This is a genomic window from Micromonospora sp. PTRAS2, from assembly GCF_054052245.1.
Map to the genome: position 1 here is coordinate 99,005 of NZ_JBSWBU010000002.1, position 20,924 is coordinate 119,928.

The 20,924-nt window shown below is 72.9% G+C and carries 14 protein-coding genes and 3 pseudogenes; 6 read left to right on the forward strand and 11 right to left on the reverse strand.

Features of this window, described 5'->3' with window-relative positions:
* Nucleotides 1–37 precede the first annotated feature (37 nt).
* From ACVMYR_RS06405 to nrdR, 4 genes and pseudogenes are all read right to left on the reverse strand, one after another.
* A pseudogene (locus ACVMYR_RS06405) lies at nt 38–2,506 on the reverse strand (vitamin B12-dependent ribonucleotide reductase); the annotation flags it as partial.
* 177 nt (nt 2,507–2,683) lie between these two features.
* Nucleotides 2,684–3,565 (reverse strand): annotated as a pseudogene (locus ACVMYR_RS06410) (LAGLIDADG family homing endonuclease); the annotation flags it as partial.
* Nucleotides 3,566–4,033: pseudogene (locus ACVMYR_RS06415) on the reverse strand (vitamin B12-dependent ribonucleotide reductase); the annotation flags it as partial.
* A 64-nt stretch (nt 4,034–4,097) separates the two neighbouring features.
* On the reverse strand, nt 4,098–4,610 hold the full coding sequence (nrdR, locus tag ACVMYR_RS06420) for a transcriptional regulator NrdR (protein WP_043962490.1): 513 nt from the start codon (nt 4,608–4,610) through the stop codon (nt 4,098–4,100).
* A 584-nt stretch (nt 4,611–5,194) separates the two neighbouring features.
* Here nrdR and lexA point away from each other — a divergent pair.
* Nucleotides 5,195–5,980 (forward strand): transcriptional repressor LexA, encoded by a 786-nt coding sequence (gene lexA, locus ACVMYR_RS06425; RefSeq protein WP_043962489.1) that lies wholly within the window; start codon nt 5,195–5,197, stop codon nt 5,978–5,980.
* A gap of 162 nt (nt 5,981–6,142) precedes the next feature.
* Here lexA and ACVMYR_RS06430 read toward each other — a convergent pair whose 3' ends face one another.
* On the reverse strand, nt 6,143–7,831 hold the full coding sequence (locus ACVMYR_RS06430; protein ID WP_457121338.1) for a hypothetical protein: 1,689 nt from the start codon (nt 7,829–7,831) through the stop codon (nt 6,143–6,145).
* A gap of 104 nt (nt 7,832–7,935) precedes the next feature.
* Entirely contained in the window at nt 7,936–9,387 is a 1,452-nt protein-coding gene (hflX, locus tag ACVMYR_RS06435; protein ID WP_091277320.1) for a GTPase HflX, read from the reverse strand.
* 206 nt (nt 9,388–9,593) lie between these two features.
* Here hflX and ACVMYR_RS06440 point away from each other — a divergent pair, with 206 nt between their 5' ends.
* Nucleotides 9,594–11,069, forward strand: a complete 1,476-nt coding sequence (locus tag ACVMYR_RS06440) for an NAD-dependent malic enzyme (RefSeq protein WP_091277321.1) — start codon at nt 9,594–9,596, stop codon at nt 11,067–11,069.
* A 120-nt stretch (nt 11,070–11,189) separates the two neighbouring features.
* On the opposite strand, the gene dapF is transcribed toward ACVMYR_RS06440, so the two are convergent.
* The 3 genes from dapF to ACVMYR_RS06455 are packed head-to-tail and all read right to left on the reverse strand — an operon-like array spanning nt 11,190 to nt 13,802.
* A complete protein-coding gene (gene dapF, locus ACVMYR_RS06445) occupies nt 11,190–12,035 on the reverse strand; it encodes a diaminopimelate epimerase (protein WP_457121339.1) in 846 nt (281 codons plus the stop codon).
* 7 nt (nt 12,036–12,042) lie between these two features.
* A complete protein-coding gene (gene miaA / locus ACVMYR_RS06450) occupies nt 12,043–12,981 on the reverse strand; it encodes a tRNA (adenosine(37)-N6)-dimethylallyltransferase MiaA (protein WP_457121340.1) in 939 nt (312 codons plus the stop codon).
* Complete coding sequence (locus tag ACVMYR_RS06455; RefSeq protein WP_457121341.1) at nt 12,978–13,802, reverse strand: hypothetical protein; 825 nt, start codon at nt 13,800–13,802, stop codon at nt 12,978–12,980. The genes miaA and ACVMYR_RS06455 overlap by 4 nt, the downstream gene beginning before the upstream one ends.
* Nucleotides 13,803–13,954: 152 nt before the next feature.
* Here ACVMYR_RS06455 and ACVMYR_RS06460 point away from each other — a divergent pair, with 152 nt between their 5' ends.
* From ACVMYR_RS06460 to ACVMYR_RS06470, 3 genes are all read left to right on the forward strand, one after another.
* Nucleotides 13,955–15,163 (forward strand): DUF349 domain-containing protein, encoded by a 1,209-nt coding sequence (locus ACVMYR_RS06460; RefSeq protein ID WP_077936770.1) that lies wholly within the window; start codon nt 13,955–13,957, stop codon nt 15,161–15,163.
* A gap of 389 nt (nt 15,164–15,552) precedes the next feature.
* The gene (locus ACVMYR_RS06465; protein ID WP_077936769.1) at nt 15,553–17,205 is read left to right on the forward strand and encodes a cellulase family glycosylhydrolase; all 1,653 of its coding nucleotides are present in this window, start codon (nt 15,553–15,555) and stop codon (nt 17,203–17,205) included.
* Nucleotides 17,206–17,504: 299 nt separating this feature from the next.
* Nucleotides 17,505–18,470, forward strand: coding sequence for a pectate lyase family protein (locus ACVMYR_RS06470; protein ID WP_077936768.1), 966 nt, complete (start codon nt 17,505–17,507; stop codon nt 18,468–18,470).
* Between the two features lie 49 nt (nt 18,471–18,519).
* On the opposite strand, the gene miaB is transcribed toward ACVMYR_RS06470, so the two are convergent.
* A complete protein-coding gene (gene miaB / locus ACVMYR_RS06475) occupies nt 18,520–20,019 on the reverse strand; it encodes a tRNA (N6-isopentenyl adenosine(37)-C2)-methylthiotransferase MiaB (protein ID WP_457121342.1) in 1,500 nt (499 codons plus the stop codon).
* A gap of 52 nt (nt 20,020–20,071) precedes the next feature.
* On the opposite strand from miaB, the gene ACVMYR_RS06480 reads away from it, so the two are divergent.
* Nucleotides 20,072–20,308 carry a DUF2277 family protein gene (locus ACVMYR_RS06480; RefSeq protein ID WP_043962479.1) on the forward strand — a complete coding sequence of 79 codons (237 nt, stop codon included), beginning with the start codon at nt 20,072–20,074 and terminating at the stop codon, nt 20,306–20,308.
* 114 nt (nt 20,309–20,422) lie between these two features.
* On the opposite strand, the gene ACVMYR_RS06485 is transcribed toward ACVMYR_RS06480, so the two are convergent.
* A complete protein-coding gene (locus ACVMYR_RS06485) occupies nt 20,423–20,902 on the reverse strand; it encodes a hypothetical protein (RefSeq protein ID WP_457121343.1) in 480 nt (159 codons plus the stop codon).
* Nucleotides 20,903–20,924 lie beyond the last annotated feature (22 nt).

The following is a 20,924-nucleotide window of genomic DNA, read 5'->3' on the forward strand; positions in this document are numbered from 1 at the left end:
GGGCGCTGACGCGCCCGGGCCCGACCTGTTGCCGCAATCAGCTACAACCGCTGGTCGACCCGCAGCCCTCGCAGACATAGCAGCTGCCCGCCGGGCGCATCTTCGTGCCGCAGGTGAAGCAGAGCGGCGCGTCGGCGGCCTTGCCGATCACGGCCTCCAGCAGCTCCGTGCTGGAGCCCACCGACGGGGCCGGCTTCGCGGCGGCGACGTCGGCCAGCTCCTGCGCCGGCTGGGCGACCGCACCGACCGTGGCCTGCTGGCCCGGCCCGGCCTTGGTCTCGGGCGACTCGACCGGCGCGGAGGCCGCCATCGCGGTGAGGTCCGCACCGCTGACCGTGGCGCTCTCCGCCTCCGCCTCGGCCCGCAGCTGGGCGGCCCGCTCCTTGGCGGTGAAGATGCCCAGCTCGGCGCGGCGCTCGTACGGCAGGAAGTCCAGGGCCAGGCGACGGAAGATGTAGTCCATCACCGAGGCGGCCATCCGCACGTCCGGGTCGTCGGTCATGCCGGCCGGCTCGAAGCGCATGTTGGTGAACTTGCTGACGTACGTCTCCAGCGGGACGCCGTACTGCAGGCCGATGGAGATGGCCACCGAGAAGGCGTCCATCACGCCGGCCAGGGTCGAGCCCTGCTTCGACATCTTCAGGAAGACCTCGCCCAGGCCGTCGTCCGGGTACGACGAGGCGGTGAGGTACCCCTCCGCGCCGCCGACGGAGAAGCTGACGGTCTCCGAGGGACGCTTCTTCGGCAGCCGCTTGCGCACCGGGCGGTACTCGACGACCTTCTCCACGACCTTCTCGACGGCCTTCTCCGCCTCGACCGGGGCCTCGACCGACGCGGTCACCTTGTTGGGCTTGGCCACCGACAGCGGCTGGCCGACCTTGCAGTTGTCCCGGTAGATCGCCAGCGCCTTCAGGCCGAGCTTCCAGCCCTCGAAGTAGATCTTCTCGACGTCCTCGACGGTCGCCTGCTCCGGCATGTTGACCGTCTTGGAGATGGCGCCCGAGATGAACGGCTGGACGGCCGCCATCATCCGCACGTGCCCCATCGGCGCGATGGACCGCTCGCCCATGGCGCAGTCGAAGACCGGGTAGTGCTCCGGCTTGAGACCGGGCGCGTCCACCACGTGACCGTGGTCGGCGATGTGCTCGACGATCGCCTCGACCTGCTCCTCGGGGTAGCCGAGGCTGCGCAGGGCGCGCGGGACGGTCTGGTTGACGATCTGCATCGAGCCGCCGCCGACCAGCTTCTTGAACTTGACCAGCGCCAGGTCGGGCTCGACGCCGGTGGTGTCGCAGTCCATCATCAGGCCGATGGTTCCGGTCGGAGCGAGCACCGCGGCCTGGGAGTTGCGCCAGCCGTACTTGTCGCCGACCTTGTTGCCCTGGGTCCACTGCTTCGTGGCCTCCCGGACGATCGCGGTGGCGACCGTGCTCGTGGGCTTGATCTCGTCGTTGGCGGCGGCGTGCTTGCGCATGACCCGCTTGTGCGGCTCGGCGTTGCGGGCGTAGCCGTCGTACGCGCCGACGATGCCGGCCAGCTCGGCCGAGCGGCGGTACGCCGTGCCGGTCATCAGCGAGGTGATGGCGGCGGCGACGGAGCGGCCCTGCTCCGAGTCGTACGGCAGGCCCGAGGCCATCAGCAGCGCGCCGAGGTTGGCGTACCCGATGCCGAGCTGCCGGTAGGCGCGGGTGGTCTCGCCGATCCGCTCGGTCGGGAAGTCGGCGAAGCAGATCGAGATGTCCATCGCGGTGATGACGAACTCGACCGACCGGACGAACTTCTCCACCTCGAACCCGCCGTCGGCCCGCAGGAACTTCATCAGGTTCAGCGAGGCCAGGTTGCAGGACGAGTTGTCCAGGTGCAGGTATTCGCTGCACGGGTTGGACGCGGTGATCCGCCCGGTCTCCGGGCAGGTGTGCCAGTCGTTGATCGTGTCGTCGTACTGGAGGCCGGGGTCGGCGCACTCCCAGGCGGCCTGGGCGATGGTGCGGAACAGCTTCTTGGCGTCGATGGTCTCGATGGTCTGCCCGTCGAGCCGGCCGCGCAGGTCGAAGCCGCCGCCGTTCTCGACGGCCGACATGAACTCGTCGGAGACGCGCACCGAGTTGTTGGCGTTCTGGTACTGCACGCTGACGATGTCGTTGCCGCCGAGGTCCATGTCGAAGCCGGCGTCCCGCAGCGCGCGGATCTTGTCCTCCTCGCGCGCCTTGGTGATCACGAACTCCTCGATGTCCGGGTGGTCGACGTCGAGGATGACCATCTTCGCCGCGCGCCGGGTGGCGCCGCCGGACTTGATCGTGCCGGCGGAGGCGTCCGCGCCGCGCATGAAGCTGACCGGGCCGGAGGCGGTGCCGCCGGAGGAGAGCAGCTCGCGGGAGGAGCGGATCCGGGAGAGGTTGACCCCGGAGCCGGAGCCGCCCTTGAAGATCAGCCCCTCCTCCTTGTACCAGTCGAGGATCGAATCCATCGAGTCGTCGACGGAGAGGATGAAGCAGTTGTGCACCCGGAGGTTACCGGCGAGGAACTCGCCGCTCTCCGTCTGGATGTCGTAGACCTCCATCGCGCCGAGCGGCTCGATGCGGTCGATCTCCAGCCGCTTGACGCCGCCGGCCGACCGGCCCGCCTTGGCGAAGCTCTGCTCGAGCTTGGCCATCTTCTCCGCGCCGACGAACCCGATGTGGGTGGCGAAGAGGTCGCGGTCGCCGTCGTTCTGGATCCGGACCGACCAGCAGTCCTTGCGGTTCGAGCGCGGGTCGGGCTTGTGCGCGACGCGGGAGAAGATCCCGAAGCGCAGCAGCAGGCTCTGCACGCCCCGGATCAGCTTCTCCGAGACCATGTCCACCGCGACGAGCGTCGAATGCTCGCGCGCGGAGACGTAGCCCTCGGCCTGGAAGATGCTACGCAGGTACGCCGCGACGACCGGCAACGGCGCGGTGAAGAGTTGCCGCGGCACCTCCATCTCGACGCCGCGGGTGAGCAGGTCCCACTTCTGCACGAACGGGCGCAGGTGCTCGCCGTAGAGACGGGTACGCCGACAGTCCAGCTCGTCGCTCTGCGTCGTCACCGTGCGCTCGTGCCGGTGCGCGTCGCCGAAGACCTCGTCGAGGGTGACGGTGACCCAGTCCAGCTCGTCGTCGTTGACGGTCATCGCCTCGATCGTCAGCGACCGGTTGGTGCCCTCGTCGTACTGCCCCACGAAACCATCGGACTGCAACCAGCCGGCGAGGGCGGCCTCGCGGATCTCCCGCAGGTCGATCTCACTCTCGCCGTAGGCGTAGGTGCGGTGCCATTCCAGCTTGTCGCCGGGCGCGAGCGTGCCGGCCTCGACCCACTGGCCCGTGCCGTCGCCCGTGCTCTTCCACACCACGTGGTCCGGCGTGACGTCGAGTTGGTAACCCGCCTTGGTGTGCAGCCGGATGACCTCGCGCACCCCGTTGGCCTTGACGGCGACGATTCTGGTCAGGCCGCCGCCGTCGTACACCTTGGCCCCGACGGCGTTCTCCTCGACCAGCTTGCCGATCGGCACCAGGCCGCCGGGGGTGCTGACCAGCGAGTCGTAGGGCAGGCACGCGCTGACCTGCTGGGGTGAGGGCGTGCCGACGTTGAACCAGACCGGCGAGTTGAAGCTGAACACCTGGTGCAGCAGCATCCAGGTCAGCTCCTGGGCGAACACCTCGGCGTCGGCCGGGGTCGCGAAGTAGCCGTGCTCCTCACCGGCGGCGCGGTAGGTGCTGACCACCCGGTCGATGAGCTGCCGCAGCGACCACTCCCGCTCGGGGGTGCCGACGGCGCCCCGGAAGTACTTGGTGGTGACGATGTTGGCCGCGTTGACGCTCCAGGACTCGGGGAACTCGACCCCGCGCTGCTCGAAGTTGATCGAGCCGTCCCGCCAGTTCGTCATCACGACGTCGCGGCGCTCCCACGTCACCTCGTCGTAGGGGTGGACTCCCTCGGTCGTCCACACCCGCTCGACCTTCAGGCCGGTGCTGGCCTTCGTCCGCGTCCGGCTTGCTGTCACGCCGTCCCCCGCCATCTCATCCGCCCCCTCGTCTGCGCGGTCACCCGCCGCGCGTCCAAACTGTCAGAAACCAGGAAAATCAATTGGTACGGCCGGCGGCCCCCGCCGCGGCCGCCCCGTCGCCGGCCCCGGCGCCCTCCCGGGCGCGGGCGGCGGCCCGTAGGGTCTCGATCTCGCGCTCGAAGTCCGCGAGGGAGTCGAACGAGCGGTAGACGCTGGCGAAGCGCAGGTAGGCCACCTCGTCCAGGTCCCGCAGCGGGCCCAGGATCGCCAGGCCCACGTCGTGGCTGGGGATCTCGGCGGCCCCCTTGGCCCGGATGGTCTCCTCGACCTTCTGCGCGAGCAGGGCGATCGAGTCCTCGTCGACCGGTCGCCCCTGGCACGCCTTGCGCACCCCACCGACGATCTTGATGCGGCTGAACGGCTCGGTCACCCCGCTCCGCTTGACCACGGCGAGCACCGCCTCCTCGACGGTGGTGAACCGCTTGCCGCACTCGGGGCAGGACCGCCGCCTCCGGATCAGCTGGCCGTCGTCGGCCTCCCGCGAGTCGACGACCCGGGAGTCGGCGTGCCGGCAATATGGGCACCGCATCGCCTGACCTCCTTCATCGACGGCGGGCCGACAGGCATCCCCGGGCACGCGAAACCGCGGCGCCGGCCCCGCTCGGGGACCACCACCGGGTGCGGTAGCGGGGAGTGCGGTCGGTAGTCGAACCCAACCTGTAGGCGACTTACGCCCGTGTGACTACTACATCTAGGGGTTGACCGTATGCGTCCGGCGGACCGTGGTCAAGTTCGCCGGGGCGTGTCCGGCGCGTCGCCAGAATCACGTCGACACCCCCTCCGCAGGACCGCCGAAAGCCCCAACGCGGCATGCGTCCTCCCGGTCACGCCCTGCGGCCGACCAGCCCTCGAACGAGGGCCGGGCAGGGCGAACGTCGAACTGACGTTCGAGCGCGCGTACCATTTATCAGAACAGGCGTTCGGATTTCCCGCTTTTCGAGTCCGACACGCCGACGAAGGTCGTACAGATGTTTGAAAATGACCGATCTCACCTATACGGTCAAGAACAACCGGGCCGGCGAGCCACGCGGACCGGTCGAGGCAACCGCGCGCGGCTCCGACCCCACAGCCCCCGAGCCGCCGGGCACCGAGCGCCGACCAGGGAGGACGGACGTGACCGAGGACCGGGCCAGCCGGCCGAAGAACCCGCAGCAGAGCACCGAGGCGGGTCCGCCGGCCACCCGGCGCCCCCGCGCCGCGCGCAGCCGGGCCGCCCAGCCGGCCGTGCGTCCGGTCACCCCGGTGGTCAGCAGCTTCCCCGACCCGGCCACGGTCGACCTGACCGCGCGGCAGCGCCGCATCCTGGAGTTCATCCGCACCTGGGTCGAGCGGCACGGCTACCCGCCGAGCGTGCGGGAGATCGGCGAGGCCGTCGGCCTCGTCTCCCCGTCCAGCGTCGCCTACCAGCTCAAGGAGCTGGAGAAGAAGGGCTTCCTGCGGCGCGACCCGAACCGCCCGCGCGCGGTGGACGTGCGGACTCCCAGCGACACCCTCGACGACGAGGCGAGCCGCTCGCAGCGCCCCGCCCCGGCGTACGTGCCGATGCTCGGCCGGATCGCCGCCGGTGGCCCCATCCTCGCCGAGCAGGCGGTGGAGGACGTCTTCCCCCTCCCCCGCGAGCTGGTGGGCGAGGGCGAGGTCTTCATGCTCCAGGTCAAGGGCGACTCGATGCTGGACGCGGCGATCTGCGACGGCGACTGGGTGGTGGTGCGGCAGCAGCCGACCGCCGAGGCCGGCGACATCGTCGCCGCGATGCTCGACGGCGAGGCGACCGTGAAGACCTACCGCCGCCGCGACGGCCACGTCTGGCTGATGCCGCAGAACCCGGCCTTCGACCCGATCCCGGGCGACGACGCCACCATCATGGGTCGCGTCGTCGCCGTCCTGCGCCGCATCTGACGGTTTGCCGGCCCCCGGCCCCGGCCGACGGGTAGCCGGAGGGCGCCGGCCCCGCGAGGAACGGCCCGGGTGCCCGCGCACCCGGGCCGGAAGATCAACGGCGGTCGCCGCCGCGATCGCCCCGACCTTGAAGCCCGACCCCGCGTCGAGGCGTGACCACGGTCAGTAGCGGTCGCCCCGGTATTCGCGGCCTCCGCCGGGCGGCTGGCCGTAGCCGTCGCGCTCGTCGCCGGGCCCGCCGTCGCCGTGTCGTCCTCCGCGTGGGTCCCGGGGGTCCCGGGGGTCGCGCCCGCGCCGGGGCGGCTCGGCCCGCCCGCCGTAGACCCCGCCACGGCCCGGCTGGGCCGGCCGGTCCGGCTGCGCCGCCCCGCCGCCCCGGCCGGGGGGAACGCCGCCGGGCTGCCCGCCGCCGTAGCCGCCGCCGGCGGGCCGCCCTCCGCCGCCGCCGTACACACCGCCGCCCTGTGGTGGGCGGGCGGCACCCGCCGGGCGGGCCGCACCGCCGTACACGCCGCCGGAGGGCGGGCGCGGCCCGCCGGCGGCAGCCGGGGTCGCGGGGTAGCCGCCACCGCCCGCCGGCGCTCCGCCGTAGACGCCGCCCCGGCCCCGGCCGCCGCCCGGCGGCGGGTCCTCGACCGGCCGCCCCCGCGCGGGTCCGCCCGGACCGGCGTTGAGCGGGAACTCGTCGCGCTCCGGCAGGTCGGCGTCGCCCGCCGGGTCGTCGGGCGGTGCGGGACGCCGCCGGGCCCGCAGGATCCCGACGATGCCGGCACCGACCATCAGCGCGCCGATCACGCCGACTGCCGCGATGAGGTACGTGATCTCGTCGAGGCTCAGCCCCTCCATCCACGACTTCTCCGCCGCCGGCTTCGGTGGGCCGGCGTCGCCGCCGGTCAACGCCTCGGCACCGGTGGTGGCGGGGGTGTAGGCGAGGATCTCGATGGCCTCGTCCTCGCCCAGTTCGCCGCCGTCGGAGACGGTCACGAACGACTTGCCGTCGGGGGTGTAGGAGATCGCCTCGCCGAACGGGTCCGACAGCGGGGTGACGCGGGGCTTGCCGCCGGTCAGCGCGCCGACGATGTCGCCGCTGGAGACGTCGTACTCGAAGGCGTCCGCGTACGTGCGCAGCACCACCTTCTTGCCGTCGGGCGAGCGGGCGGCGCCGGTGATGGCGACCCGGCCGATGGTGTTGAGCACGTTCGGGGTGTTCGTCTTCGGCAGCGAGATCTCGCCGACCCTGGTCATCGGCACGGGGTCGGTGTCGCCGCTGTTGAGCTTGCCCTCCGGGGTGAAGATCTCGGCCTTGCCGCTGGCCACCTTCGTGATGATCAGCGGCTTGCCGTCGTCGCCAATCAGCAGCGCCTCGGCGTCGTGCGGCTTCTTCTCCGGGTACGACAGCCGGTGCAGCACCGGCCGGGTCGATCCGTCGGCCGGCATGCTCCACACCGCGACCCGCTCCCGGCGCTGGGTGCTGGTGATGTTGTCGCCGATGTCGCCGATCCAGAGCTTCCCGCCGTCCGGCGAGAGCGCCAGGTCCTCCGTGTCGAGCGGGCCGTTGCCCGAGTAGCGGACCTCCTTCGTCACCTGGCACTTGGTATCGAGGAAGAACACCCGCTTGCGGTCCTCGATGGTGGTGCCGTCGTTGATCACGACGTAGCCGCTCTTCGTCGCCACCAGGCCGGAGAGCTCGCGCAGCCGCTCGTCGGTGACGGCGCAGCGCTTCTTGCCGGGGGTCGGCTCGGGGGCGGCGGCGGCCCCGGGGGCGGGCGCGGCCAGGGCGACTCCGGTGAGCGCCACGGTCGCCCCGAGCAGGCCGAGGGCAACCGTGACCGAGGAAACAGCGCGGCGCATGGGGTCAGTGTCGCATGCCCGCGTAAACGCGAGGGGCACGCCGGACCGCCCGTCGCGGTGGTCCGGTGTGCCCCTCGCTGTCGCATTCCGTGCCGGGCCCGGGTTCACCGGGCGGCAGCGGCGACCCGCCCCTCGTCGGTGGCGAACGGCGCCAGTTCGGCGGCGAGCGCCTCGCTGACCCGTACGTGCAGCATCGTGCCCTCGGGCAGGTGGGCGGAGCTGAGCACCTCGCCCTGCCGGTGTACCCGGGCGACCAGGGCCCCCCGGTCGTACGGCAGCACGGCCCGGACCTCCACGGCGGGGCTGGGCAGCCGCGTCTCGATGGCCGCCCGCACCTCGTCGATCCCCCGCCCCGAGCGGGCCGAGGCGAACACGGCGTCGGGCCACAGCCGCTTGAGCCGCAGCAGGGTCTCCTCGTCGGCCGCGTCGGTCTTGTTGACCACCAGCAGCTCGGGGAGCCGGTCCGCGCCGACCTCGGCCAGCACCTCGCGGACCGCCCGGACCTGCTCCTCCGGGTCGGGGTGGGTGCCGTCGACGACGTGCACCACCAGGTCGGCCTCGGCGACCTCCTCCAGCGTCGAGCGGAACGCCTCGACGATCTGGTGCGGCAGGTGCCGGACGAAGCCGACGGTGTCGGACAGGGTGTAGATCCGCCCGTCGGGGGCGGTGGCCTTGCGGGTGGTCGGGTCCAGGGTGGCGAACAGGGCGTTCTCCACCAGCACGCCGGCGCCGGTCAGCCGGTTGAGCAGGCTGGACTTGCCGGCGTTGGTGTAGCCGGCGATGGCCACGGCGGGCACCGCGTTGCGGGACCGGCGGGCGCGCTTGGTCTGGCGTACCGTCCGCATGGCCTTGATCTCGCGGCGCAGCCGGGAGATGCGGTGCCGGATGCGCCGTCGGTCGGTCTCCAGCTTGGTCTCACCGGGGCCGCGGACGCCCACGCCGCCGCCCGCGCCGCCGCCGCGGCCGGAGCCACCGGTCTGCCGGGACAGCGTCTCGCCCCAGCCGCGCAGCCGGGGCAGCAGGTATTCGAGCTGGGCCAGCTCGACCTGCGCCCGGCCCTCCTTGCTCTTGGCGTGCTGGGCGAAGATGTCGAGGATCAGGGCGGTGCGGTCGACCACCTTGACCTTGGTGCGCTGCTCCAGGTTGCGCAGCTGGGACGGCGACAGCTCGCCGTCGCAGATCACCGTGTCGGCGCCACTGGCGAGCACCACCGCGCCGAGGTCGTCGACCTTGCCCCGGCCGATGTAGGTGGCGGGGTCGGGGCGGCTGCGGCGCTGGATGAGCCCTTCGAGGACCTGCGAGCCGGCCGTCTCGGCGAGCAGCGCCAGCTCGGTGAGGGAGTTCTCGGCGTCGGTCTGCGTGCCCTCGGTCCAGACCCCGACGAGGACGACCCGCTCCAGCCGGAGCTGGCGGTATTCGACCTCGGTGATGTCGGTGAGCTCGGTGGAGAGGCCAGGGACCCGCCGCAGCGCCTGCCGCTCCGACAGCTCGAACTCCCCGGTGGTCGCCTCGAGCTCGTCGTCCGTGAAGGGTACGTAGGTCTCCTGGTCGCGCAAGCCGCGCCTCCTGTCCGTTATATGCCGTGGCGACGGATTCTGTCGCGTACGACCAATCCTGACACGTGTCAACGCCGGACGCACCCGCTATATGCCCGTCGCGTGGACCACCGAACGTGGGGGTGAGTGCTCCGCGATCCGGGCGGGCGAGTAGAAATGCGGGCGAGGTACGACCGACCCCGATCAGCGTTGACGGAGGGAATCCTGTGGCCATCACCCGACTTCCGAGCGCGGGATTCTCGATCACGATCCGGATCTCCGTGCCGGCGGACGCGTCCTCGATCGGCCGGCTGACCACCTCCGTCGGCGAGGCCGGGGCGATCGTCACCGCGCTGGACGTGGTCGACTCCGACCCGACCCACGTGCTGGTCGACCTCACCTGTGACACCGCCGACGCCGGCCACGCCGACCAGGTCGTGGACGCGCTCACCGCCCTGGACGGGGTGGACGTGCGCAAGGTGTCCGACCGCACGTTCCTGCTGCACCTCGGCGGCAAGATCGAGGTGAGTTCCAAGGTCGCGCTGCGCAACCGCGACGAGCTGTCCCGGGCGTACACGCCGGGGGTGGCCCGGGTCTGCATGGCGATCGCGGAGAACCCGGCCGACGCCCGCCGGCTGACCATCAAGCGCAACACGGTCGCGGTGGTCAGCGACGGCTCGGCGGTGCTGGGCCTGGGCAACCTCGGGCCGGCGGCGTCGCTGCCGGTGATGGAGGGCAAGGCGGCGCTGTTCAAGCGCTTCGGCGGGGTGGACGCCTGGCCCGTGGTGCTCGACACCCAGGACACCGACGAGATCGTGGCGATCGTCAAGGCGATCGCGCCCGCGTACGGCGGGATCAACCTGGAGGACATCGCCGCGCCGCGCTGCTTCGAGATCGAGGCTCGGCTGCGCGCGGCGCTGGACATCCCGGTGTTCCACGACGACCAGCACGGCACCGCGATCTGCGTGCTGGCCGCGCTCACCAACGCCCTGCGCGTCGTGGGCAAGCAGCTCGCGGACGTGCGGGTGGTCGTCTCCGGCGCGGGCGCGGCCGGCACCGCGATCATGAAGCTGCTGCTGCGCCAGGGCGTGGGCGACATCATCGCGTACGACCGGCAGGGCGCCCTGCACCGCGGCCTGCCCGGGCTCAACCCGGCCTGGCAGTGGCTGGCCGAGAACACCAACAAGGAGAACTACTCCGGCGACCTGGCCGGGGCGGTGCGCGGCGCGGACGTGTTCATCGGGGTGAGCGCGCCCAACCTGCTCACCGGCGACGACATCGCCACGATGGCCAAGGACGCGATCGTCTTCGCGCTGGCCAACCCCGACCCGGAGGTCGACCCCCGGGAGGCGCGCAAGCACGCCGCCGTGGTCGCCACGGGCCGCTCCGACCAGCCCAACCAGATCAACAACGTGCTCGCCTTCCCGGGCGTGTTCCGGGGCATGCTCGACGCGCACGCCGAGGAGTTCACCGAGGAGATGGCGATCGCGGCGGCCCGGGCCATCGCGGACGTCGTCGGCGAAGACAAGATCAACCCGACGGTCATCGTGCCCAGCGTCTTCGACTCCCGGGTGGCCCCGGCGGTCGCGGCGGCCGTCCGCGCCGCCGCGCAGACCCCCGCCGCCGCGACTCCCCCGCCGGCCGCCGACCCGGGCCCGGCGGACCTCCCCGAGATCGCCGCCGCCGCCAGCGCCACCCCCTGACCCACCCCACGTCCCCCCGGTTCGCCTCGGTGATCAAGAGGTTTGCGTCATCGTCGAGGTCAACCCTGACGCTTCTCTCTTGATCACCGGCCCGAGCCCGGCCCGGGCGGGGGCGGGAGGTCAGTGGGGCAGGGTCGTCGGGGTGACCGTGCCGGTGGCGATCAGGAGGGCCGGGCCCGCGAGCCAGCAGGAGTCGTCGGTCACCGTGACCGTCAGGCGACCGCCGGGCACGTCGACCGTCATCGTGCCCGTGTCCCGGCCGGCGTCACGCAGGGCGACCGCGGCGACCGCGCAGGCGCCCGTGCCGCAGGACAGCGTCTCGGCGGAGCCCCGCTCGTGGACCCGCATCAGCACGTGCCCGTCGGTGCCGTCGACCGGGTCGCCGGGGACGGTGAACTCGACGTTCACCCCGGCCGGGAAGATCGCCGGGTCGAAGGCGGGGGCCCGGGTGAGGTCGAGCGCGCCCAACTCCAGCCCGGCCGGCAGGGCGCAGACCAGGTGCGGGTTGCCGACGTCCACGGCGGTGCCGGTGAGGGTCAGCCCGCCCAGGGCGGCGGTCGACGTGTCGTACAGCCGGGGGCGGCGCATCTCCACGGCGATGTCGTCGCCCTCGACGCGGGCCCGCACCAGGCCGGCCCGGGTGAGCACCGGCACGGTGCCGTCGACGGGCGCGGCCAGCCCCTGCTCCAGCAGGTAGCGGACGAAGACCCGCGCGCCGTTGCCGCACATCTCGGCGAACGAGCCGTCGGCGTTCCAGTAGTCCATGAACCACTCGGCCTCGCCGGCCCGGCCCGTCCCCTCGGGGTGCTTGGCGGCCCGCACCACCCGCAGGACGCCGTCCGCGCCGAGGCCCCGCCGCCGGTCGCACAGCGCCGCTACCAGGCCCGGGGTCAGGTCGAGCGCGCCGTCCGGGTCGGGGAGGATGACGAAGTCGTTGCCGGTGCCGTGTCCCTTGGTGAACTCCACGCCCCCATCATCGCGCAACCGCGCCGACGAGACTCAGGGCCGCCTCGGCCAGCCCCGGGTCGGCGGAGTCCAGCCAGTGGATCCGCGGGTCGCGCCGGAACCAGGAGCGCTGCCGGCGGACGAACCGCCGGGTGGCCCGGATCGTCTCGTCGTGCGCCTCGGCCTCGGTCAGCTCGCCGGCGAGGAAGCGCAGCACCTGCTGGTAGCCGAGTGCCCGGCTGGCCGTGCGGCCCTCGGGCAGCCCCCGGTCGAGCAGGCCCCGGACCTCGGCGACCAGGCCGTCGGCCCACATCCGGTCCACCCGCAGCGCGATCCGCTCGTCGAGGGCTGCGGTGTCCAGGTCGACGCCGAGCTGCACCGACGGGTAGTACGGGGTGGGTTCGGGCAGCGCCGCCGTGAACGGGGCACCGGTCAGCTCGATGACCTCCAGGGCCCGGACGATCCGCCGGCCGTTGCCGGGCAGGATGCCCTCGGCCGCCGCCGGGTCCGCCGCGCGCAGCCGGGCGTGCAGGGGGGCGGGGCCGGCGGCCGCCAGTTCCGCCTCCAGCCGGGCGCGCAGCGCCGGGTCGGTGCCGGGGAACTCGAACCGTTCCAGCACCGCCCGCACATACAGCCCGGAGCCGCCGACCAGCAGCGGCACCCGGCCGCGGGCCAGGATGTCGTCGACCGCCGCGCGGGCCAGCCGCTGGTATTCCGCGACGCTGGCCGGCTCGGTCACCGGCCAGATGTCGAGCAGGTGGTGCGGCACCCCGTCCCGCTCGGCCGGGGTGAGCTTCGCCGTGCCGATGTCCATGCCCCGGTAGAGCTGCATCGAGTCGGCGTTGACCACCTCGCCGCCGAGGGCGTGGGCGAGGGCGATGCTCAGCGCCGACTTCCCGGCGGCGGTCGGCCCGACGACGGCGACGACGGTGCCGCGCCCGGCACGCCCGTCGCTGCCCGCGGTCACGCCGGCTCCCAGGTGGCCACGAAGTAGGCGACGCCGTAGGGCGCGTCGTGGTAGGTCAGGTCGCCCCGCCAGTCGCCGCCCGCCGCCCGGGCCGCGCCGGCCAGCACCTGCCAGGGCGCGCGCCCGGCGACCCTCAGCCGCGCCGACACCGCCGGGTCGAGGCCGAGCAGCGCCTCGGCGTCCGCGCCGGCCAGGGCCCGGGCCACCCCGTCGTCGTACGCTCCCGCGAGCGGGTCGGCGTAGCCGGGGGCCTTCGTGCCGTGGCACGCCGAGCCGTCCCCGAGCACCAGCAGCGCCACCCGGGGGCGGTGCCGGTGCACCTGCCCGGCCAGCGCGGCCAGCTCGGCGGGGGTCGCCGCGGCGGCCACCTGGGCGGCGTCGACCGGCACCCCGACCCGGTGCCGGGCGAGCAGCCACGCGCCCACGGCGAGGCTCAGCGGGAGCGTGGGGGCGTCCGCCGTCGCCGGGGCGTCACCGGCGACCGGGACGGCACGCGCCGGCAGCGGGCTGTCGTCGTGGAACCCCGCCGGGAGGGGGACGGACAGGTCCGCTCCCCAGGGGCGGAAGGAGCCGACGGCCGGCGGCGCGATCCACCCGGTGGCCGGCCCCGTGCCCAGCAGCACCAGCCCGTCGGGGGCGCAGACGAGCAGCCGGGCCACGGCGGCGTCGGCGGCGCGGCGGAGTTCGTCCAGCTCAGCGGCGGCGGCGCCGGCCAGCTCGGGCACGATCAGGGGCGGGTGGGGGCAGACGGCGGCGGCGACCAGAGGCACCCGTTCACCGTAGCGGGACCCGCCGGTGCGTCCCCGCGCCGATCCGGTCATCGGGGGGCTAGGACACCGTATGGTCACGGTCGACGACAGGCGCTCGACGCGGACGGGGGCGGACCTGTGACAATGCCGGGAGTAACTTTGCTGCGCCGTGGCGGCGCTCGCGGGCCCTGGCCCGTCGACGCCGGGAGAACGAGGATGGGCACATGAGCGACTGGACGGCCTTCGGACGGGTGGACGCGGACGGCACCGTGTACGTCAAGACCGCCGAGGGCGAGCGAGTGGTCGGATCCTGGCAGGCGGGCGCTCCGGAGGAGGGACTGGCCCACTTCGCCCGCCGCTTCGCGGACCTGGTCACCGAGGTGGACCTGACCGAGGCACGGCTCAACTCGGGCGCGGCGGACGCCGGACACTCGTTGACCACGATCCGCCGGATCCGCGCCTCCCTGGCCGAGGCGCACGTCGTCGGCGACATCGACGCCCTGGCCGCGCGGCTGGACAAGCTCGCCGCGGTCGCCGAGGAGAAGGCGGGCGAGGCGCGCGCCGCACGGGAGGCCGCGCGGGGCGAGGCCCTGGCGCGCAAGACCGCCCTCGTGGAGGAGGCGGAGAAGCTGGCCGCCGAGTCGACCGGCTGGAAGACCGCCGGGGACCGGCTCAAGGAGATCCTCGACGAGTGGAAGACCATCCGGGGCGTCGACAAGAAGGTCGACGGCGAGCTGTGGAAGCGGTTCGCCGCCGCCCGGGACGGTTTCACCCGCCGCCGGGGCGCGCACTTCGCCTCCCTGGACTCGCAGCGCAAGCAGGCACAGCAGGTCAAGGAGGACCTGGTCGCCGAGGCCGAGAAGCTGCGGGACTCCACCGACTGGGCGGCCACCGCCAACCAGCTCAAGGACCTGATGAACCAGTGGAAGGCCGCCCCGCGCGCCGCCAAGGAGGCCGAGCAGAAGCTCTGGGAACGGTTCCGGGCGGCCCAGGACGCGTTCTTCACCCGGCGCAGCGAGGTGTTCTCGGCGCGGGACAACGAGCAGCGGGCCAACCTGGAGCGCAAGCAGGCGCTGCTCGCCGAGGCGGAGGCGCTCGACGTCGACGCCGACCCGAAGGGCGCCCAGGCCAAGCTGCGCGAGATCCAGGCGCAGTGGCACGAGGCCGGCCGGGTGCCGCGGGAGGCCGCCGCCGGGCTGGAGCGGCGGCTGCGGGTGATCGACGACAAGGTCCGCGAGGTGATGGACTCGGCGTGGCGTCGGACCACCAAGGAGGACAACCCGCTGCTGGCCCAGATGCGTTCGCAGGTGGCCGAGGCCGAGGAGCGGCTGGCCCGGGCCCAGGCCGCCGGGGACAACCGGCGGATCAAGGAGGCCGAGCAGGCGCTCGCGTCGAAGCGGCAGTTCCTCCAGCTCGCGGAGCAGGCCGGCTGAGCTGACCGTCCCGGAAGCCCCCGGTCCCCCATGCGGGGCCGGGGGCTTCCGGCTGTCCGGGGCGAGTCCCCCGCAGGTTGACGCATCCAGGTGAGCTGATGACAATGGTCCGCGGAGCTAGGTAGCAGCACCGGCGCGAGGGGCACCGACGGCGGGTTCGCCGTCGCGCGTCGCCGGTTCACCGCGAGCAGTTGCGTCCACGTCGCCGTCGTATCCCCGCATCGCGCGTCCCGGGTCGGCACCCCGTGCCTGCCCGTCGACACGCCGGTCGGCAGCACCCCGTGCCTGCCGGTCGGCACGCCGCCCTGCGGGCACCGGGCGACGGCCCTCCCCCTGGTTCCCCGCCCGCGCCGCCCCGTGCGGCCGCCGGCATCCGAAGTGGAGTTCGCATGCACAGATCCACCGCCCTCGGCGGCGCGCTCACCGCGCTCGCCACCGCCGCGGCCGGCGTCCTCGTCGCCGCCGCCGTCGGCACCGCGCCGGCAGCCGCCGCCACCGGCGGCACCGGCACCGGCTACCTGCACACCAACGGCAGCAAGATCGTCGACAGCACCGGCGCGACGGTCCGCCTGACCGGCATCAACTGGTTCGGCATGGAGACCGACAACAAGACCTTCCACGGTCTGTGGTCGAACAACCCGTGGCGCGGTCAGCTCGACACGATGGCCCGCCTCGGCTACAACACGCTGCGCATCCCGTACTCGAACGACGCGCTGAAGCCGGGTGCGACGGCCAGCGGCATCAACGACTTCGTGAACCCCGACCTGGTGGGGCTGTCGCCGCTGCAGATCCTCGACAAGGTCATCGCCTACGCGGGCAGCAAGGGGATGCGGGTCATCCTGGACCGGCACCGGCCGACGGCGGCCGGGCAGTCGCCGCTCTGGTACACCTCCACCGTCTCGGAGGCGACCTGGATCAACGACTGGAAGATGCTGGCCCAGCGGTACGCGAACAACCCGACCGTCATCGGGGCTGACCTGCACAACGAGCCGCACGCCGAGGGCACCAACCCGGCGGCCACCGGCGCCTGCTGGGGCTGCGGCGACACCGCCCGGGACTGGCGGCTGGCCGCCGAGCGGGCCGGCAACGCGATCCTCGGGGTGCAGCCGAACTGGCTGATCTTCGTCGAGGGGGTGAGTTGCCCCAGCGGCGGCCTGTCGGACGTCTGGGACAACGACCCCAGCAACGACGAGGACTGCGGCTGGTGGGGCGGCAACCTGTCCAAGGCCGGGCAGTTCCCCGTCCGGCTGAACGTGGCGAACCGGCTGGTCTACTCCCCGCACGAGTACGCCACCAGCGTCTACGAGCAGAACTGGTTCAAGGCCCCGGACTACCCGGCGAACCTGCCGGCGATCTGGGACAAGTACTGGGGATACCTCTACAAGCAGAACATCGCCCCGATCATGATGGGCGAGTTCGGCAGCACCCTGGCCGACCCGCGCGACAAGGTGTGGCTGGAGAACCTGATGGCGTACACGGGCACCGGGGTCAACGGGATGTCGTTCACCTACTGGTCGTGGAACCCGAACTCGGGTGACACCGGCGGCATCGCGCTGGACGACTGGACCAACGTCAACACCGCGAAGCAGGCGATCCTCCAGCCGTACCTGATCGCGCCGCTGGGCGGCGGGGCCGACCCGACCGGCACGCCCACGCCCACCCGGACGCCCACCGACCCGACGCCCACGCCCACGCCGACCTCCACCCCGCCGCCGACCTCCACGCCGCCGCCGGCCGGTGGCTGCACCGCCACCTACAAGCAGGTCAACTCGTGGGCGGGCGGCTTCCAGGGCGAGCTGACCGTGAAGAACGGCGGCTCGTCGGCGGTCAACCCGTGGTCGGTGACCTGGAACTGGCCGGCCGGGGTCACGCTGGTCAGCGGATGGAACGCCACCGTGACGCAGTCCGGCACGGCGGTGACGGCCGCCGCGCCGGCCTGGTCCGCGTCGCTCGCGGCGGGCGCCTCGGTGACCGTCGGCTTCACCGCCAACGGGTCCGCCTCGGCGCCCGGCACGGTCAAGCTGAACGGCGTGGCCTGCTGAGCCCGCGCGTCACCGCATGACGGCGGCCGGCACCCGACACGGGTGCCGGCCGCTGATCTTTGCGCAGGTCGGGATGGTCGGCACAAAGGGTTTACATCGATCTATGTCTCTGTTTACATCGGAAAGCGCTTGCCTGAGTCTTTCGGCGGGCCAGCACGGGAGCCGCTTCTCACCCCAGGGCAGTCCACACCGGCGGGGACCCGGACCACCGTCTCCGGCCGACCCAGACGCCGCACCGGGCACCGGCGTCAGCGGTCGGCCGACCGGTCCGCGCACCCGCGACCACCGAAGGGAAGCACATGCGCATCACGGCACGACGTCGCACCACGCTGCTCGCCGCAGCCGCCACCGCCTCCGCCCTCGTCGCCGGAGCCCTCACCGTCGCCACCGCCCCGGCCTCGGCCGGCCCCACCGACCTGGTCGGCTGGGCCACCCAGAACGGGGGCACCACGGGCGGCGGCAGCGCCGCGACCACCACGGTCACCAGCGCCTCCGCGCTGACCACCGCCGTCGGATCCAGCAGCGCGGCGGTGATCCGGGTCTCCGGCACCATCTCCTGCACCGGCATGCTGCGGGTCCGGTCGAACAAGACCATCCTCGGCAACCCGGGCGCGACCATCTCCGGCTGCGGCTTCAACATCAGCGGCGACCGCAACGTGATCATCCGCAACATCACGTTCAGGAGCTGGAACGACGACGCGATCAACGTGCAGGAGTCGGCGACCAACGTCTGGGTCGACCACAACACCTTCACCGGCGGCTACGACGGCGCGGTCGACATCAAGCGCGGCTCGGACTTCATCACCGTGTCGTGGAACCGGGTCTACAACCACGACAAGTCGATGCTGCTCGGGCACAGCGACGACAACGCCAGCCAGGACACCGGCCACCTGCGGGTGACCTACCACCACAACTGGTTCGACGCGAGCACCCAGCGCCACCCCCGGGTCCGCTTCGGCAACCCGGTGCACGTCTACAACAACTACTACTACCGCAACAGCGGCTACGGCGTGGCCTCCACCATGAGCGCCGGCGTGCTCGTCGAGGGCAACTACTTCGAGAGCGTCAGCGACCCGTTCCACCTCGGCGAGGGCAGCTCCGGGCCCGGCACCCTGGTCGCCCGCAACAACTACTTCGTCAGCTCCGGCAGCGGCCAGACCGGCGGCAGCGTGAAGAGCATCCCGTACTCGTACACCCTCGACAGCGCGAGCAGCGTCAAGTCGATCGTGACGGGCGGCGCGGGCGCGGGCCGGATCTCGGTCTGACCCGGCGCAACCTGGTCGGGGCCCGCCGGTGCGGCGGGCCCCGATCGCGTCAGTGCGCCGCGCAGCCGGTCGTCTGCGCGGGCGCCGCGGCCGGCGCGCCGACCGTGGGCAGCCCGAGCAACACCCCGGGGGTACGCGGGGCGCGGCCGGCCTCGGCGGCGTCGCCGGCCCGGGTGCGCCGGTGCGCCAGCGGCTCCCCGTCGGCGTTGAGGTGGTGCGGGGCGGCGTAGGTGACCGTGGTGTGCACGATGTCGCCGGGGCGGATCTGGCCGGCGAGCGACCCCACGTCGAAGTGGACGAGGCGGCCGTCGCGGGCCCGGCCCGACATCCGGCCCGTGCGCTCGTCCTTGCGGCCCTCGCCGACGGCGACCAGCACCTCGACCTGCTGCCCCACCAGCTTGCGGTTCTCCGCCCAGGTGATCTCCTCCACCGTCGCGATCAGCCGCTCGTAGCGCTCCTGCACCACCTGCTTGGGCAGCTGGTCGGGCATGGTGGCGGCCGGCGTGCCGGGGCGCTTCGAATACTGGAACGTGAACGCCGAGGAGAAGCGGGCCTCGCGGACCACGTCCAGGGTGCGCTGGAAGTCGGCCTCGGTCTCGCCGGGGAAGCCGACGATGATGTCGGTGGTGATCGCCGCGTCGGGCATCGCCGCCCGGACCCGCTCGATGATCCCCAGGTATTTCTCCGACCGGTACGACCGGCGCATCGCCTTCAACACGTCGTCGGAGCCGGACTGCAGCGGCATGTGCAGCGAGTGGCAGACGTTCGGGGTCTCGGCCATCGCGGCGATCACGTCGTCGGTGAAGTCCTTCGGATGCGGGCTGGTGAACCGCACCCGCTCCAGCCCGTCGACCTCGCCGCAGGCCCGCAGCAGCTTGCCGAAGGCGAGCCGGTCGCCGAACTCGACGCCGTAGGAGTTGACGTTCTGCCCGAGCAGGGTCACCTCCAGCACGCCCGAGTCGACCAGGGCGCGGACCTCGGCGAGGACGTCGCCGGGGCGGCGGTCCTTCTCCTTGCCGCGCAGGGACGGCACGATGCAGAACGTGCAGGTGTTGTTGCAGCCCACCGAGATCGACACCCAGCCCGCGTACGTCGACTCGCGCCGCGTCGGCAGCGTCGAGGGGAAGACGTCGAGCGACTCCAGGATCTCCACCTCGGCGGCGGCGTTGTGCCGGGCCCGCTCCAGCAGCGCCGGCAGCGAGCCGATGTTGTGCGTGCCGAACACCACGTCCACCCAGGGGGCCTTGCGGACGATGTCGCCGCGGTCCTTCTGGGCGAGGCAGCCGCCGACGGCGATCTGCATCCCGGGGTGCTTGTCCTTCACGGGGCGCAGGTGACCCAGGTTGCCGTAGAGCCGGTTGTCGGCGTTCTCCCGGACGGCGCAGGTGTTGAACACCACCACGTCGGGGTTACCGTCGGCATCGGCGGCGCGCACGTAGCCGGCCTGTTCCAGCAGGCCGGAGATGCGCTCGGAGTCGTGCACGTTCATCTGGCAGCCGTACGTGCGCACCTGGTAGGTGCGGGGGCTGCCCGCGGCTGCGGTAGTCATGACCCGCACAGCGTATCCGCACGAGCCGACAGAACCCGAACGAGGAGGAGCCGTGTGCCGCAGCATCAAGACCCTGCGTGAGCCGTACGTGCCGGAGGTGAGCCGGGCCGACATCGAGGCGGCGGCGTTGCAGTACGTCCGGAAGATCTCCGGGTTCCGCGCGCCGGCCGCGCACAACGCGGCGGCGTTCGACGCGGCGGTGGCCGCCGTCGCCGAGGCCACCGCGACGCTGCTCGACCAGCTCGTGGTGCGCGGCGGCGCCCCGCAGCGCCCGGCCACCGAGGGCTGAGCCGGGGACGCCGCGGCCCCGGGCCAGCGAACGCTGAACCGGGGCCGCCGGGGGCCGGGCTGGACCGGGGCCGCCGGGCAGCGCCCGGGGCTCCGGGTCGGTCGACCCCGGCGGTCAGGCCGCGGCGAGGGCCGGGAAGACCGAGTCCGGGACCCACCTCGACCGGTGGCAGCGCGACCAGCCCCGGCAGCCGGGGTGGGCCACGGTGCACAGCCGCTGGTTGCTCAGCACCTCGCCGTCGTCGGTCTCCCGCACGTCGAAGTGCACCGGGCGGATGGTGCCGTCGGGCGCGACCAGCAGGTGCCGGCCGGCGTCGAGGGTGTCGTCGCGCAGCACGCAGTTGCGGCCGAGCAGCCGGGCCAGCGCGGCGACGCAGGGCAGCTCCGTCAGGCTCTCGGGCACCCCGTAGCAGTCCACCATGGTGCCGAACACCCCCGGCGCCTCCCAGACGTCGCAGATCACCGCGTACGTCGGCAGCCGCGCCGGATCGGCCACCGCGAGCGGCATCACCACCCGCCCCAGGGCCTCGGCCAGCGCCGGGTACACCTCCACCGGGGGTGCCCCGTCGATTCTCCAGTTCCACAGCTCGGTCACGCCGCCTCCTCGCTGCGTTCGT